Source organism: Caballeronia sp. AZ7_KS35 (assembly GCF_023631045.1).
In the GTDB taxonomy this organism is placed as follows: domain Bacteria; phylum Pseudomonadota; class Gammaproteobacteria; order Burkholderiales; family Burkholderiaceae; genus Caballeronia; species Caballeronia zhejiangensis.
On the sequence record NZ_JALQDV010000045.1, the window covers coordinates 1 to 15620 of the forward strand.

Genomic DNA, 15620 nt, shown 5'->3' on the forward strand with positions numbered 1-15620 from the left:
ATTGTCGTGTTCTGCAATAACAAGAGTCGTCATCAGATCACCTTCGCTTCGTTCTTCAGTTTTTCGACCAGCGTCTTCACGTCGGGCACCGTGATGCCCGCGCTGCGCTTCGGCGGCTCGACGACTTTCAGCGTCTTCAGACGCGGCGCGACATCGACGTCAAGATCGGCAGGCGTCATCGTGCTTAAAGGCTTCTTCTTTGCCTTCATGATGTTGGGCAGCGTCACATAGCGCGGCTCGTTCAGGCGCAGGTCTGTCGTGATTACCGCGGGCAGCTTCAACAAAAGCGTCTCGGCGCCGCCATCGACCTCACGCGATACAGTCGCTTTACCATCGGCGATAACGACCTTCGATGCGAACGTCGCTTGCGGCAAACCCGCCAATGCAGCAAGCATCTGACCGGTCTGATTCGAATCGTCATCGATAGCCTGCTTGCCGAGGATCACGAGTTCAGGCTTCTCCTGATCGACCAATGCCTTCAACAGCTTCGCCACCGCCAACGGCTGCAATTCCTCTGCGCTTTCGATCAGCACAGCGCGATCCGCACCGATAGCCAACGCCGTCCGCAACGTCTCCTGACATTGCGTAACACCACACGACACGGCGATCACTTCCGTAGCGACGCCCGCTTCCTTCAATCGCACCGCTTCCTCAACAGCGATTTCATCGAACGGGTTCATCGACATCTTCACGTTCGCGATATCGACACCCGTGTTATCCGATTTCACGCGGACCTTCACGTTGTAATCGACGACGCGCTTCACTGGAACCAATATCTTCATTCGGTTGTTCTCCGTTGAACCTCGTTCACGCGGCTTGAATTCTTCGCGCACGATCGACGATCGGCTTGTCGACCAGTTTCCCGTCCACCGAGATCGCGCCGCGCGGATTCGCTTCCAGCGCAGCGAGCACGCGTGCCGCCCATTCGCGTTCGGCGGCGCTCGGTGCGAAGCCGTCATTCACGGCGTCCACCTGCTTCGGATGAATGCATAGCTTGCCGCCGAAACCGAAGCGGCGCGCATCGAGCACGTCGGCGTTGATCGCGTCGAGGTCGCTCGTCGCGAGCGTTACGCCATCGATCGGCGGCGGCAGGCCCGCAAACCGCGACTCGATCACGAACTGCGAACGCACGTAGTCCAGTTCGCGCCCGGTGCCGTCGATGCCCGCGTCCACGCCGAAATCGAACGAGCCGAACGCGAGCCGCGCAACGCGCCCGCATTGCGCGATCTCGCGCATACGCACCACGCCCGCAACGCTCTCAACCAGCGCGATCAACTCGACGTCATCGGCGCAACGTGCCGCGATATCCGCGAGTTGCGCCGCATCTTCGGCCTTCGGCACCATCACGGCGCGCACGTTCGCCGCGCGAATCATCTCGACGTCTTCCTCGTGCCATGGCGTACCGAAAGCGTTGACGCGAATCACGACGCGCTCATGCGTCTCACGTAACCAATGCGCGATCTGCGCGCGAGCTTGCGCCTTGGCATCGATGGCCACGGCATCTTCCAGATCGATGACCACGCGATGCGCGTGCGTCGCCAATGCCTTGTCGAACCGTTCCGGACGATCGCCCGGAACGAACAAAAAACTGCGTGCAATCATGCGAATTTCCTCGAATGCGTCAGGTGCCGCTCCAGCCGCGCTGGAACGTCTCCGAATAACTGAAGCGGTCGGCGGGATGAATGCTGACCGCCGCTTCGACGATCTCGCCGCGCTTGTTGAAGTAGCGGCGCGACAGCCATAGCGCGGGCGAACGCGCCTTCGCGTTGACGAGACGCGCGATGTTCGCGGGCAGCGCCACCGCGCGAATCTCCTGCTCCACGCGCGCGATCTGCTCGCCGAACTGACGCTCGATCATCGTGAAGATCGGCGTGTGTGGATCATCCTCGATGCCTGTCAGCGAACGAAACGCCGGCTGGATATAGACCTCGGTATGACAGATCGGATCGACGCTCTCCGGCGAACGACGAATGCCTTCGAGACGCAACCACGTTTCGCCGGGCTTCGCCTGCAACATCTTGCAGAGCGACGCATCGCTCACTTCGACGGTCTCTTTTTTCAGGACCTCGAGCGCGGTATCGGCGGAATAGCGATGCAGGTCGCTCAACTGCTGCATGACCTGCCGATAGCTGCCTTCCGAATTCACGGCCTTGACGGTCGTGCCGATGCCGGCCTGCCGCACGACCATGCCGAGCTGCACGAGCTGCTTGACTGCCTCGCGCACGGTCGAGCGGCTCGCGCCGAACTGCTCGCAGAGTTCGAATTCGGTGGGAATGGTGGAGCCCACCGGAAAGCGCCCGCTCTGTATTTCGTTGATGAGCGTCTGCGCCAATTGCAGATAGCGCGGCTGCTGACCGAGCACGTTGACCATCTTTTGCACGCACGATGAAGGATTGACGGAGGGATCCGCCTGTCGCGCGACATCATCCGGTGCGAGCATCGTCATTGCACCGCACCGCTCTCGCGCAACCGGGCGATCCGACCAGCATCGTAACCGAGTTCGGCGAAAAGCCTCGCGTTGTCCTGTCCCAGTTCGGGCGCCGAACGCGCGGGCAAGGTCTCGTTCACGCGAACCGGCGCCGCCACGTTGCGCACCTTGCCGAAGCGCGGATGCTCCGCTTCGGTCACGCCTTGCCGCTCCGCGACGAACGGATTGTCGAGCGCCTGCTTGATGTCGTACACCGGCGCGGCGGGCACGCGTCCGCCCAGACGTGCGAGCCATTCGGCGGTCGTCGCGCGCGAAAGCGCCGCATCGAGTTCCTGTTCGACGAGATCGCGATTCGCGAGCCGCGCCTTGAAATTGCAGAAGCGTTCATCGGTGATCCACGAAGGCTTGTCGAGTATCTCCGCCAGCACGCCCCAGAACTTTTCCTTGTTGCACATCAGGAAGATCCAGCCGTCCTTCGTCTTGTACAGCTGGCTCGGCGTCAGCGACGGATGCGCGGAGCGCCGGTCCCGTCCTGTCACCGTGCCGCCGTTCAGATACCAAGTGCCGACATACGCGAGGTTATGCAGCGCGACATCGAAGAGACTCGTGTCCATGTCGCGGCCGATGCCCGTCGTGCGCGCCTGCACGAGACCCGCGAGCAGCGCCATCGCGGCGGTGGTGCCCGTCATCAGATCGATGATCGACAGACCGAAGCGCGCCGGCGGACTGTCCGGCTCGCCAGTGACCGAGAGATAACCCGCTTCCGCCTGCATCAGATAGTCGTAGCCGGGCCACGATGCGCGGCTGCCGGTGCGTCCATATGCCGACAAATGCGCGCATACGATAGCCGGATTCGCGTCCTTCAACTGATCGTAAGTGAGACCCAGCTTCACGGGCAGATCGCCGCGCAGATTGTTGAAGACGGCATCGCTCGACTTGACGAGATCGAGCAGCACGTCGCGCCCTTCGGGCTTCTTCAGATCGAGCGTCAGACTGCACTTGTTGCGATTGAACGCTTCGAAGAAGTGGCTATCGCCTTCGCCGAAAAAATGCGGTCCCACGTTGCGGCCCACATCGCCGCCTTCGCGGAAGTTTTCGATCTTGATGACTTCCGCGCCGAGATCGGCGAGATGTTGGGTCGCGAACGGACCCGCGCCGTATTGTTCTATGGCGACGATGCGTACGCCGGAAAGAGGCAGGCTCATGCAGGGTTCCTCGCAATCAGCATCTTGGCGATGATCAGGCGTTGCATCTCGTTGGTGCCTTCGCCGATGGTCAGAAGCGGCGCATCGCGATACAGCCGCTCGACGTTGTATTCCTTCGAATAGCCATACGCGCCATGAATGCGCATTGCTTCCATGCTGTTCTCGACAGCCGCTTCGGTTGCGAAGTACTTCGCCATGCCCGCTTCCATGTCGCAGCGCAGACCTTTGTCGTATGCGCGCGCGGCCGAGTCCGTCAGAAGGCGCGCGGCTTCCACGCGCGTCGCCATTTCGCCGAGCTTGAGCGCAATCGCCTGATGCTCGCAGATCGGCTTGCCGAAGGTCTTGCGCTGCTGCGAATACGCGACCGCTTCATCGAGCGCGGCTTGCGCAACACCGACCCCGCGCGCGGCTACATTGATGCGGCCCAGCTCCAGCCCGCTCAGAATCTGCTTGAGGCCGAGCCCTTCCTGCCCGCCGATCACGCTCGACACCGGCACGCGAAAATCGGTGAACGTAAGCTCGCACGTATCGATGCCCTTATAGCCGAGCTTTTGCAACTGACGGCTCACTTCGAAGCCCGGTCCCTTCTCGACGATCAGAAGGCTCATGCCCTTGTGACGCGGCTGCGCTTCCGGATCGGTCTTCACGAGCAGCGCGAGGATGTTGCCGTACTTGCTGTTCGTGATCCACGTCTTGCTGCCGTTGACGAGATAGTGATCGCCGTCGCGCCTCGCGACCGTGCGGATCGCCTGAAGGTCCGTGCCGCAATCCGGTTCGGTCAGGCCGATACCGCCGCGCAGCTCGCCCGTCGCCATGCGCGGCAGGAACTCGCGCTTCTGCGCTTCGGTGCCGTTGCGCTGGATCGTCATCGCCATGATGAGATGCGAATTGATGATGCCGCTCACCGACATCCATACCGCGGAAATGCGATCGACGATCTTCGCGTACGTCGAAGTCGTGAGACCGAGGCCGCCGTACTCGGGCGAGATCAGGCAGCCGAAGAGTCCCATGTCCTTCATCTTCTCGACGATCTCGTGCGGATACTCGTCCTTCGCATCGAGTTCGTGCACGTAGGGCTTCACTTCCGTCTTGAGGAAGCGGTCGAGCATGTCGAGAATGAGCGTCTCGTTCTCTTCGTAGTCGCTCATGTCCTGCTGTTGATCGGCGTCGATGGTGGCCATTGCTTCTCCTGTATTCATGGGTGTTGCTTACGCGAGCGCTTCCGCCAGACTGCGCGCCGGTCGCGTGTCGAGCGAGAGCACCGCTTCGCAGATGCGCTCGGCGGCATCGCGCGATACGTTGCGCTGCGCGTTGTCGAAGAACTTCGCGACGATGTCCTCATTCGTGAGCGGCCTGTCCGACGAGCCGCGATTGATCGACTCGCGATGCGTCAGCATGCGGCCGTCCCGCGTATGGACGATCACTTCGCCGGTGTAGTGACGCGGAAACGTCGAGTCCTGATCCGCTTCGTGCGTGACGCGGGCCGCGACGGCGCGCACGGTTTCATCGGCGAGCGCTTCGGCTTCGAGATCGTCGAGCGTGAAGCGGCCGCGCAACAACCCCGTCGCGACGATGTACGGAATGCTGAACTGCGCGTCATAGCTGTTCGACGGCCTTTGCTTCGGCGCGACCGGCTCGCACACGATGGGAATCGTCGGGCCGGGCACGCGCACGATCACACGCTCGATGTCGTCGGCTTGCAAACCATGTGCGCGATGAAGCGCGATGGCCGCATCCGACGAAGCATGCGTGAAGTGACACGCGGGAATCGGCTTCAACGCAACGCCGTCGATCTCCCATGTCTCGCCGAGGCCCGCCGTTGCGATATCGATATCGCCCGCTTCGAGCGGCGTCTTCATGTAAAGCGCATAGAGACCGAAGCGTCCTTCATAAGCCGCGCCCGGACCGATATAACCATGCTTCGCGAGCGTCGCCGAAGTCGCGCCCGCTACCGCCGCCCATCCCGGATGCAGACGCTTGGTCCACGCGCCGTCCTGCAGGAACTCGAGATTGCCCGATGCCATCGACAGCACGATGCCTTGCGCATGCTGCGCCGCTTCGACCGGCAGACCCAGAAGACGCGCCGCGCCGAGCGCGCATCCGAATGCGCCGACGAGTCCCGTCGGATGAAAGCCCGCGTGATGAAAGCCGCTCTTCGCCGCCGAGCCGACGCGCGTCGATACTTCCATCGCGCAGAGATACGCGGTGAGCAGATCCGCGCCGCTCGCGTTCTCGCGCTCAGCGAGATTGAACGCGACCGGAAACGCGCTCGCCGTCGAGTGGATCACGCCGCGTGCATGCGTGTCGTCGAAGTCGAGGCTGTGAATCAGAAGGCCGTTGAGCAGCATCGCATCGCGCAATGCGAGCTTCTGCGTTTGGCCGAACACCGTCGCTTCGCCGCTGCCGAGCTCCTGCATCGCGGCGAGCGTCGAGGTCGCGTACGGCAGTTTCAAGGTCGCATAAGCCAGGCCGATGCTGTCGAGAATCAGATGCTTCGCGCGCTCGCGCACGCTTTGCGGCACGTCGCTCAATTGCAGATGCGTCGAAAACGATGCAAGGCGTTGCGATACGGTTTGCGCCTGCTGCATGTCGTTGCGTGCGTTCATCGCGTGGCTCCCTGATGGTTGAGCGGCAGATCGTCTGCGTTGGCTTCTTCATCGGGCGAGACTTCTTCCAGCGAGAACTGGTTCGCGTCCACGCCGAGGCTCAGCACGGCGATCACGAGCAGGATCAGAACGCCCGCGACCATGCCGAGCACGCCGAACAGCCCGAGTTGCGCATACAGGATCACGGCGGCATACGACGTGAGCATCGACGCGATACGTCCGCACACGCCCGCCACCCCGGTGCCGCGCAGGCGCAGCGCGGTCGGGAAGAGCTCGGGCACGTAGCCGAAGAGACCCAGCGTGACGATGCCGAAGATGCAACTGACGAGCGTGAAGCCGACGATGGCGATCGCCGCGTTGGCCGTCATCTGCGGATAGACGAAGCCCAGCACGATCGCGATGACGCTATAGAACACGAGACCTTTCGCGCGTCCGAGGCGGTCGGCGGTGAGGTAGCCGAGCACTGCGCCGAACGGTGCGCCGAACGACATCAGCGTCGTGAAGCCGAGCGACGTGACAATATCGCGCCCTTCGTGGACGAAGAACGTCGGCAGCCACGCGACGAAGCCGTACACCGCGACGTTCACCGCGATCGCCGTCAATGCGGCCGTCAGCGTGCGTCCGATCATGCCGCGGCGAAACAGCGCCGACAGCGGCGCGCGCGGCACTTCGAGATTCTGCGTGCGCGCACAGTCGGGCAGCGGTCCCTTCTGATGCGCGACTTCGGCTTCGATCGCGCTCACGGTGTCCTCGGCTTCCTGCGTGCGTCCGACCGATTCGAGCCAGCGCGGCGATTCCGGCATGCGATGACGCAGCGCCCATACGATCACCGCGCCGATGCCCGCGATGCCGAACATCCAGCGCCAGCCGAGATGCGGAATCACCACGTAACCGACACTCGTCGCGAGCACGAGACCCGAATTGACGATGAGACCGAGCAGCGAAATCCAGCGTCCGCGATACGCGGGCGGAATGAACTCGCACAACGTGCCCGCCGCGACGACCAGCTCCGCGCCCAGCCCGATGCCCATGACGAAGCGCGCGCCGATCAGCCACTGGATATTCGGTGCGAACGCGGCGACGAAGGACATCAAACCGAAGAGCGCGAGATTGAACTGATACGACGAGCGGCGTCCGAAGCGATCGCCGAGATAGCCGGACAAGCCCGCGCCGATCACCATGCCGAAAAAGCCCGACGACACGAACAATGCGTTGAGCTGCATCGTCGAGAAACCCGCCTTGAGCATCGCGGCGGATACGCCGCCCGCGAGATAGACGTCGAACGCGTCGAGGCACGCGCCCGCGCTGATGAGGCCCAGAATCTTCCAGTGAAAACGCGACATCGGCAGCCGGTCCAGCCGGGCGCCCGAGCTAACGTAATGACTCACAGTTGTCTCCAGTACTGTGACGATGAACCGTCTCGCCGCCGTGCGCCGATGCATCGATGCAATCGAACGGTCTTGTATGCGAAACGGAAACGGGACGCCGGCGCGCGACAACGCCGGCGATATGTGCGGTCAGTCTTCGGCGGTGCCGTGGCCGCGCTTGGCGATCAGCGCGGTACGGATGAAATCCATGACGGGCTTGCCGTCCTGATTGAACGCGCGCGTGTGCACCGTGACGATGCCCTGCGTCGGGCGCGATTTCGATTCGCGCACTTCGAGCACTTCCGACTCCGCATAGAGCGTATCGCCCGCAAAAACAGGGCCCGTCAGGCGAATTTCCTTCCAGCCGAGATTGGCGATGGCCTTGCCGCTCACGTCGTTCACCGACATGCCGAGCACGATCGCGACCGTGAGGCCGCTGCTCACGAGAAGCTTGCCGAACTCGCTCTTCGAGGCGTGATGCGCGTCGCAGTGCATCGGATGAAAGTTCATCGTCAGCAGCGAGAACTGAATGTTGTCCGCGTCCGTGATCGTGCGGCCCGGGCGATGCTCGTATATATCGCCGACTGTGAAATCCTCCAGATAACGGCCGTAACTCGCCCGATATCGCTGCTTGCCTACTCTGTCCGAATGCATTGCGTCATGCCTCCTGTCTTAAACATCACTTTGTACGGACAAAGTATCAGGCGCAGCGCGGCCGACGTCAAGCAGGAATGGATTGCGGTAAACCCTCGCTTACTTAGCGGGGCTGGCGGGCGGCGGCGGCGGCGGGCACTGCATGTCCGCGCCTTTCGCGCCATCGAGATTCTTCAGCGATACGAGCAGCCTGCTTCCCGTATTCGCCGTGATGATGTGCCCGTAACTGACGGTCGGGATGAACTTGATATCGGGCGCGACGGCGACGGGCGGAGTCTGCGCGCCATCGACGGTCAGATCGAGTTCGACGGTGATCGAATCGATCGCCACGCCGTAGTTCTGCTTGCGCTCGGCCTGCGTCTTCCGGAAGTTGCACACGCCATCGAGGACGTTCTGAAGCGCCGTGGGTATGTCCACCGATTTGCCCGGCGGAATCGGCGGCGTGTTGCACGCGGCGAGAAGCATCGGCAACGCAAGAACCGGCAGCGAGACGAAGGCGCGCATCGAATTCTCCCAGCCCCTGGCGGGGCAACAGTATCCGGTAAATGACCGCTTGAACTGAATCCGTTTTCGTCTACAACCTTATTGTCACGTGTCTCTTCGAACGGGTAGAAACAAGCAATATCACACGCTCGCCTTTCGAGCATGAACTGCGTGGCAATACGCCGTGAACGGAAGTCTTCAACAAGAGAAGACGATGGCAAACGCATCGGGGAGATTCATCGCGATCGTCGGCGCCGTGCTGCTCGCGCTGCTGACATCGGGCGCGCCCGTCCTCGCGGCGGGATCGGACACGCTCGCGCAAGTCAAGGCGCGCGGCGTTCTGCGATGCGGCGTCAGCGACGGCATCGCGGGCTTTTCACAGCAGGATGCGTCCGGACACTGGTCGGGCATCGACGCGGACTTCTGCCGCGCGGTGGCCGCCGCGACGCTCGGCGACGCGAACAAGGTCGCCTTCGTTCCACTCAGGACGTCCGCGCGTTTTCCGGCGCTCAGGACGGGCCGCGTCGATCTGCTCGCGCGCAACACGACCTGGACGCTGCTGCGCGAAGGCACGCTCGCCGTGCAGTTCGCGGGCGTGCTGTTCTATGACGCTCAGGCGTTCATGGTGCCGGCGAAGAGCGGCATTCGCACGCTCGCGTCGCTCAGGGGCGCCACGGTCTGCGTGCAACGCGAGACCACGAGCGAAAGCAATCTCGCCGGCTATTCGAATGCGAACGCGCTCGACCTGAAGCCGCTCGTGCTCGGCTCGGTGACGGAACTGGAGCACGCGTTCGTCTCCGGCCGATGCGGCGCCGTGACCGCCGATACCTCCCTGCTCGCCACGCTGCGCAGCCGCGCGCCGGGCGGCCCGTCGTCCATGACGATCCTGACCGAGCGAATCTCGAAGCAGCCGCACGCGCCCGCCGTGCGCGGCGACGATGACCGCTGGCTCGTTATCGTCCGCTGGGTGCTCTTCACGCTCATCACCGCCGAAGAAGTCGGCGTGACGCGGAGCAACGAAGCGGAGCGCGTCCGCGATCCGATCGTGGCCCGCGCGCTCGTGCCGGATGCGAGCGTCACCGCGACGCTCGGCATCGACCCCGGCTGGACGATTCGTGCGCTGAAAAGCGCCGGCAATTACGGAGAAATGTTCGACCGCAATCTCGGCACCGGAAGTCCGCTCAAACTCGAACGCGGACTGAACGAACTCTACCGACGCGGCGGCCTGATGTACGCGCCGCCGATGCAATAGCGCCCGCGCGAGCCCATCATGAGCGATTGGCAAATCTATCTCGTAGTCGGCGTGTTCTCGGCGGTGATCCTCGTGATCGCCTTCGATCTGATCGACATGGCCGTCGCCGCGCTCGTCGGTGCAAGCGTGCTGATCGCGCTCGGCATCATCGACGAGCAGGATCTGATCGCGACCGCGCGCACCGCGGCAGGACCGATCAGCCTGCTGTTCGGCGGCATGATCGTCGCGCGGATTCTTTCGACGACGGGTCTCTTCGATCTCGTCGGCGAATACTATCTGCGCGCGACGGCGGGCAGCGGCAAACGCTTCCTGCTTCTCTTGATCGTGATCGTCGCGCCGCTATGCGCCTTGCTTCCCAACGCGACGACGGTGATCCTGCTCGCGCCGATCATCGTTCGCGTCGCGCGCGCGCTCGAACTCGATATCGTGCCGCCGCTGATCCTCACCGCCCTGCTCAGCAACGCCGCCGGCCTGCTGACGCTCGTCGGCGATCCGGCGACGTTTCTCGTCGGCAGTTCGATCGGCATGAGCTTCGGCGAGTATCTGCGGCGCGCGAGCCTCGGTGGTCTGCTCGCGATCATCGTCGTGATTCCGCTCTTGCCGATCCTCATGCGCGGCATCTGGCGCAGCGTCACGCCGCTACCGCCGCGCAGCCCGGGAACGAAGCTCAAGCGGCCCGTGTACGCGGCGCTCGCCGTCGTCGTGCTCGCGCTGATGATGGTCCTCTTCGTGCTCGGCGAAGAGTTGCCGACGCGCATTGTGCCACCCGTCGTCGCCGTGATCGCGAGTGCGCTCGCGCTGCTCGTCGCGTATGCGTTCAGGGTCGAGCCGACCGATCGCGTGCTGCGCGACGTCGACTGGAAGACGCTGCTGTTCCTCACCTGCATTTTCTGTCTCGTGCAGGGCATGGCCAAGACGGGACTGCTGCAAGTCATGTCGCTCAAGCTGTATGAAGTGTTCGGTACGCGACTCGCGCTCGTCGCGCTCGCGATGATCGGCGGCATCGGCCTGCTCTCTTCCGTGCTCGCGAACGTGCCGGTCGCGGCTGCGTCGATCGTGATGGTCAAGGGCTATCTCGTCACGGCGGAATTCGTGCCGGAGGCCGCGCTCTCCGACCAGTTCACGCAGTGGCCCGACGCGGTGATTCCGGTCTTCATCGGCATGATGTACGGCGCGACGCTCGGCGGCAACGCGACGCTCGTCGGCTCGGCGGCGAACATCGTGGCAGCGGGAATCTGCGCGCAGGAAGGCGCGCCGGTCAGCTTCGGGCGCTTTCTGCGCTATGGATTGCCGTTCACCTTATGTCAGCTTGCGATCACGGCGGTGTATGTGATCGTGCTCGGGCATATTCTTCGCTGATCTTCGTAAGCGTCTGCATAAAGAATCGTTCGCTGCCCCATTCAGGAAATGGATACCCTGCATTCGAACATTTAATTTGTCGATAGCGCGCATCTCCGATATTTTGTATGTGTTCTGCCGGGTAAATTCGTCGCGCCTGTCATTCGCGTCCGGGAAAGCCGGACGACCAAGGCGTCGAAATCACGACGACGGCGTGAACCTAACGGAGACTTTCGTATGTCAAGCAACACGTACTACGCGCCGCACGGCGGTCATCCATCGCAGACCGAGCTGCTCACCGATCGCGCGATGTTCACTGAAGCGTATGCCGTCATTCCCAAAGGCGTGATGCGCGATATCGTCACGAGTCATCTGCCGTTCTGGGACAAGACGCGTCTCTGGGTGCTCGCGCGTCCGCTTACCGGATTCGCCGAGACGTTCTCGCAATACATCATGGAAGTGGCGCCGGGCGGCGGCAGCGAAAAGCCCGAACAGGACCCGAATGCCGAAGGCGTGCTGTTCGTCGTCGAAGGCGAGATCGAACTGACTTTGCAAGGCACCTTGCATGTTCTGAAGACAGGCGGGTATGCGTTCATTCCGCCCGGCACGAACTGGCAGTTGCGCAATCGTCATAAGGATGCGGCGCGTTTTCACTGGGTTCGCAAGCACTATGAAGCCGTCGATGGCGTGCCGCTTCCCGAAGCGTTCGTCACGAACGAGCAGGACATCGAGCCGATTCCGATGCCGGGCACCGAAGGCCGCTGGGTGACGACGCGTTTCGTCGATACCAGCGACATGCGTCACGACATGCACGTCAACATCGTTACGTTCCAGCCGGGCGGCGTGATTCCGTTCGCAGAAACGCACGTGATGGAGCACGGCCTGTATGTGCTCGAAGGCAAGGCGGTGTATCGGCTGAATCAGGACTGGGTCGAAGTCGAAGCCGGCGACTTCATGTGGCTGCGCGCATTCTGTCCGCAAGCCTGTTATGCGGGCGGACCGAGCCGCTTCCGCTATCTGCTGTACAAGGACGTGAACCGCCATATGAAGCTGACGCTCAACGCACCGCGTTGAGCGTCATGCGCGAGGCGGCGTCAGCACGCCGTCGCGCGCGACGATACGTCCGTTCGCAACGACGAGCTTGCGCACGGGCCGCGTCACGACCGCATGGGCGACGGTCTCGGCATCGACGAGCACGAGATCCGCGCGCGCGCCCACGCGCAGGCCGTAGTCCGCGAAACCGCAGCCGCGCGCTGCCGCGTCGCTCACGCAATCGAACGCGATCGTGAGATCGTCGTCGCGCCGCAAGTCGTAGCGCATGCCGATCAGCATCGCGCGTTCGAGCATGTCGGGCACGCCGTACGGCGTCCATGTATCGCGGATGCCGTCGTTGCCGCCGAACATCGTGATGCCCTTCTCGCGGCATAGCTTGAGCGGCGGCACCGTGCACGAAGGCGGCGCGCTCGTCAGCAGCGCCACGCGCAAATCAGCGATGCGATCGAGCAGCACATCGCGCTCGCGCTCCGGCAGCGCGCCAAGACAAAAGCCGTGACTGACGACGACCTGTCCCTGCATGCCCGACGCTTGCACGCGATCCAGCAGCAGTTTCAGCGTGAACGCGCCGATCTCGCCCGGTTCGTGCAGATGGATGTCGATCGGCTTGCGATAGCGTTGCGCGAGCGCCAAGGTCGCGTTCAACGATGCGACCGGATCGCCGTCGATCAACGCGGGATCGAGCGCGCCGAGCACATCGGCGCCTTCTGCGAGCGCTTCGCCGAGCAGCTCGACGGTGCCCGGACGAATCAGCATGCCCGACTGCGGAAACGCGACGATCTGCATGTCGAGCGTATCGCGCATCGTCTGCCGTGTTGCGAGTACGCCTTCGAGATGGCGCAGGCGTGCGTCGGTGTCGATATCGACGTGCGTGCGCAGACGCGTCGTGCCCGCAGCCACGAATGCACGCGACAGCGCGAGCGATTGCGCGGCCGCATCGTGTCCCGATGTCCTGCGCCATTCGCGTTCGTTGCCGATGCGATCGGTGAGCAGCGGGCCGACTTCGTTGCGATACCACGGACGCCCCCAGTTGCTCTTATCGACATGCGTATGACCTTCGACGAAGCCCGGCAGCAGCAACGCGCCGCCGCCGTCTTCGATCTGCGCATCGCGTGGGGCGGCGGCATCTGCGCCGAGCGCGTCGATACGACCATCGACGATGGATACGGAAACCTGTTGGCCATCGGCCAGGCGGACATTGCAGAGATAGAGAGAACGAGTCATGTCGGCGATATCGGTAAGCGGACGCACTGCCCTACCGGAACACTATCACGCGATTGCCAGCGCCCTTCGCGCGTGATAGAAGTCGATGTCCCATTCGAAGATCCATCGGGTCGATGAAACACCTTCCCAACGCACGCACGCCGCTGTTCGACCTCGACTTGTTGAAGGCCATCGTCATGGTGGCCGATTGCGGCACCTTCACCGCCGCATCCGCGCGGCTTCATTCGACGCAATCGACGATCAGCCAGAAGGTGCGCCGGCTCGAGGACATGGCGGGGCACAAGCTGCTCGAACGCGGCAGCGGCGATGTTCGCCCGACCGACGCCGGTGAAACCCTGCTCGCCTACGCGCGCCGCATGCTCGCGCTCAACGACGAAATGATCGAGGCGCTATCGGGCGCGAACGTCGGCGTGACGGTCCGGCTCGGCGTGCCGGAAGACTTCGTCGGCGGACCGACGACGCACATGCTCGCGGCCTTCAATCGCAAGCATCCGCAAGTGAAGCTCGAAGTGACGAGCGGACTGGTCCGCGATCTGAGCAACAGCTACGATCGCGGCGATCTCGATCTCGTCCTCGTGAAGCAGCGGCGCAATAGCCGCGAAGCCGTCGCGACATGGCCCGAGCAATTGCGATGGATCGACAGCGCGACGAATCCGTCGATTCAACTCGATCCGATTCCGCTCGTCGCGTTTCCGCCGCGCGGGCTGTATCGCGACGACATGACCCATGCGATCGAAAGCATCGGCCGACGCTGGCGGCTCGCGTTCATCTGTTCGAGTCTGAGCGGCATCCAGGCGGCCGTCGCCGATGGTCTGGGCATCAGCCTGCTTCCGGCGCGCGCCGTATCGCCGGATCACGTCGTGCTGACAGCGAAAAGCGGCTTGCCCGCCATCGAGACAATGGATATCGCGCTGCTGCATCACCCGACTGCCGATGCCGTTGTGAAGGAACTCGCGCGGGCCTTGTCGCGCATGTTCGGGCCGCAGCGTCGTTGAGCGCGTTGTTCAAGGGGCGGGCGCGAAAGGAAAGTTAGTTGCATGGCTAACTAACCCATCCTCGTTCGATGAGCGGCACGTCCCACGCCGGCTCCGGACCCAGCCGCTCGGCGAGAAATTCGACCAGCGCTTTCACCTTGAGCCCTTGCCGCTGCGTCGCGGGATAGACGGCTGCGAAGTTCATTGGAGAGAGCGCGTAGTCCGGCAGAATCGGCACGAGCGAGCCATTGAGCAGCGACGCGCTCGCGACGAGCGTCGGCAGGCACACCACGCCGCCGCCCGTCAGCGCGTAGTCGTGCAGCAAGTGCACCGAATTCGAACGCACGATGCCCGGCAGTTCTATTTCGACGACCTCGCTGCCGCGCGTCATCGTCCAGCGATTGCGCGACGGATAGCCCGAGTAAAGCGCCGTCCTGTGATCGAGCAGTTCGCGCGGATGCCGCGGCGCGCCATGTTCGTTCACGTAGGAAGGCGCGGCGCAAAAGAGCCGCCGGACGGTGAAGAGACGCCGCTCGATCAGCGATTCGGAGATCGCCGGAAAGATCTGGAACGCGACGTCGAAGCCCTCTTCGATCGGATCGACGACACGGTCGTTGACGATCACGTCGAGTTGGATGCCGGGATACCGTCGATTGAATTAGGCCAGCGATGCGCCGAAGTGACCCAGCGCGAAGCCCGGCAACATCTGAATGCGCAGCCGCCCGGTCGGTGTCGCGCGCAACTCGCGCATCTGGTCGGTCAGTTCGTTGACGCGCCCCACCACTTCCGCGCAGTCCCGATAGAACGCCTCGCCGACATCGGATAGCCTGACGTGCCGCGTGCTGCGATGAAACAGCGGCACATTGAGGAATTTCTCCAACTGCTGAATGCGCGTGGTGACGACCGAACTGGCGACGCCGAGCTGCCGCGCCGCTTCCGCGAAGCTGCTGGTCTCCGCCACGCGCACGAAGGCCTCTATGCTGAGAAAACGATCCATGCTGGTCCCTTTCGAGCGTGTCCAGCATGTCAGTGTATC

General features: G+C 63.1%; 14 protein-coding genes and 1 pseudogene. 4 read left to right on the forward strand and 11 right to left on the reverse strand.

The genetic code is table 11. The features are described from left to right. Nucleotides 1–32: 32 nt before the first annotated feature. The 9 genes from NCT05_RS27980 to NCT05_RS28020 form a co-directional block, all read right to left on the reverse strand. Nucleotides 33–782 carry an electron transfer flavoprotein subunit beta/FixA family protein gene (locus NCT05_RS27980; RefSeq protein ID WP_250503682.1) on the reverse strand — a complete coding sequence of 250 codons (750 nt, stop codon included), beginning with the start codon at nucleotides 780–782 and terminating at the stop codon, nucleotides 33–35. Between the two features lie 25 nt (nucleotides 783–807). Next, entirely contained in the window at nucleotides 808–1602 is a 795-nt protein-coding gene (locus NCT05_RS27985) for an HpcH/HpaI aldolase/citrate lyase family protein (protein ID WP_250503683.1), read from the reverse strand. A 19-nt stretch (nucleotides 1603–1621) separates the two neighbouring features. After that, complete coding sequence (locus NCT05_RS27990; RefSeq protein ID WP_051078976.1) at nucleotides 1622–2371, reverse strand: GntR family transcriptional regulator; 750 nt, start codon at nucleotides 2369–2371, stop codon at nucleotides 1622–1624. A gap of 71 nt (nucleotides 2372–2442) precedes the next feature. Next, a complete protein-coding gene (locus NCT05_RS27995; RefSeq protein ID WP_008346888.1) occupies nucleotides 2443–3633 on the reverse strand; it encodes a CaiB/BaiF CoA transferase family protein in 1191 nt (396 codons plus the stop codon). Then, on the reverse strand, nucleotides 3630–4814 hold the full coding sequence (locus NCT05_RS28000) for an acyl-CoA dehydrogenase family protein (RefSeq protein ID WP_250503684.1): 1185 nt from the start codon (nucleotides 4812–4814) through the stop codon (nucleotides 3630–3632). The genes NCT05_RS27995 and NCT05_RS28000 overlap by 4 nt, the downstream gene beginning before the upstream one ends. Before the next feature lie 27 nt (nucleotides 4815–4841). Next, nucleotides 4842–6239: an MmgE/PrpD family protein gene (locus tag NCT05_RS28005; RefSeq protein WP_250503685.1), complete on the reverse strand. Its 1398-nt coding sequence runs from the start codon at nucleotides 6237–6239 to the stop codon at nucleotides 4842–4844. After that, nucleotides 6236–7582: an MFS transporter gene (locus tag NCT05_RS28010; protein ID WP_008346894.1), complete on the reverse strand. Its 1347-nt coding sequence runs from the start codon at nucleotides 7580–7582 to the stop codon at nucleotides 6236–6238. The genes NCT05_RS28005 and NCT05_RS28010 overlap by 4 nt, the downstream gene beginning before the upstream one ends. 174 nt (nucleotides 7583–7756) lie before the next feature. After that, nucleotides 7757–8260 (reverse strand): MaoC family dehydratase, encoded by a 504-nt coding sequence (locus NCT05_RS28015; RefSeq protein ID WP_008346896.1) that lies wholly within the window; start codon nucleotides 8258–8260, stop codon nucleotides 7757–7759. A gap of 99 nt (nucleotides 8261–8359) precedes the next feature. Continuing rightward, complete coding sequence (locus NCT05_RS28020; RefSeq protein WP_175981509.1) at nucleotides 8360–8764, reverse strand: hypothetical protein; 405 nt, start codon at nucleotides 8762–8764, stop codon at nucleotides 8360–8362. Between the two features lie 193 nt (nucleotides 8765–8957). Here NCT05_RS28020 and NCT05_RS28025 point away from each other — a divergent pair, with 193 nt between their 5' ends. The 3 genes from NCT05_RS28025 (at nucleotide 8958) to NCT05_RS28035 (ending at nucleotide 12407) form a co-directional block, all read left to right on the forward strand. Then, entirely contained in the window at nucleotides 8958–9995 is a 1038-nt protein-coding gene (locus tag NCT05_RS28025) for an amino acid ABC transporter substrate-binding protein (RefSeq protein WP_175981507.1), read from the forward strand. An 18-nt stretch (nucleotides 9996–10013) separates the two neighbouring features. Beyond that, on the forward strand, nucleotides 10014–11354 hold the full coding sequence (locus NCT05_RS28030) for an ArsB/NhaD family transporter (protein ID WP_250503686.1): 1341 nt from the start codon (nucleotides 10014–10016) through the stop codon (nucleotides 11352–11354). A gap of 216 nt (nucleotides 11355–11570) precedes the next feature. Then, entirely contained in the window at nucleotides 11571–12407 is an 837-nt protein-coding gene (locus NCT05_RS28035; protein WP_008346903.1) for a bifunctional allantoicase/(S)-ureidoglycine aminohydrolase, read from the forward strand. 3 nt (nucleotides 12408–12410) lie between these two features. Here the strand turns inward: NCT05_RS28035 and NCT05_RS28040 are convergent, their stop codons facing one another. Next, entirely contained in the window at nucleotides 12411–13610 is a 1200-nt protein-coding gene (locus tag NCT05_RS28040; RefSeq protein WP_008346905.1) for an amidohydrolase family protein, read from the reverse strand. A gap of 113 nt (nucleotides 13611–13723) precedes the next feature. Between NCT05_RS28040 and NCT05_RS28045 the strand changes: the two genes are divergently transcribed. Beyond that, nucleotides 13724–14605 carry a LysR family transcriptional regulator gene (locus NCT05_RS28045; protein ID WP_008346906.1) on the forward strand — a complete coding sequence of 294 codons (882 nt, stop codon included), beginning with the start codon at nucleotides 13724–13726 and terminating at the stop codon, nucleotides 14603–14605. 46 nt (nucleotides 14606–14651) lie between these two features. Here NCT05_RS28045 and NCT05_RS28050 read toward each other — a convergent pair. Beyond that, nucleotides 14652–15581 (reverse strand): annotated as a pseudogene (locus NCT05_RS28050) (LysR family transcriptional regulator). Nucleotides 15582–15620 lie beyond the last annotated feature (39 nt).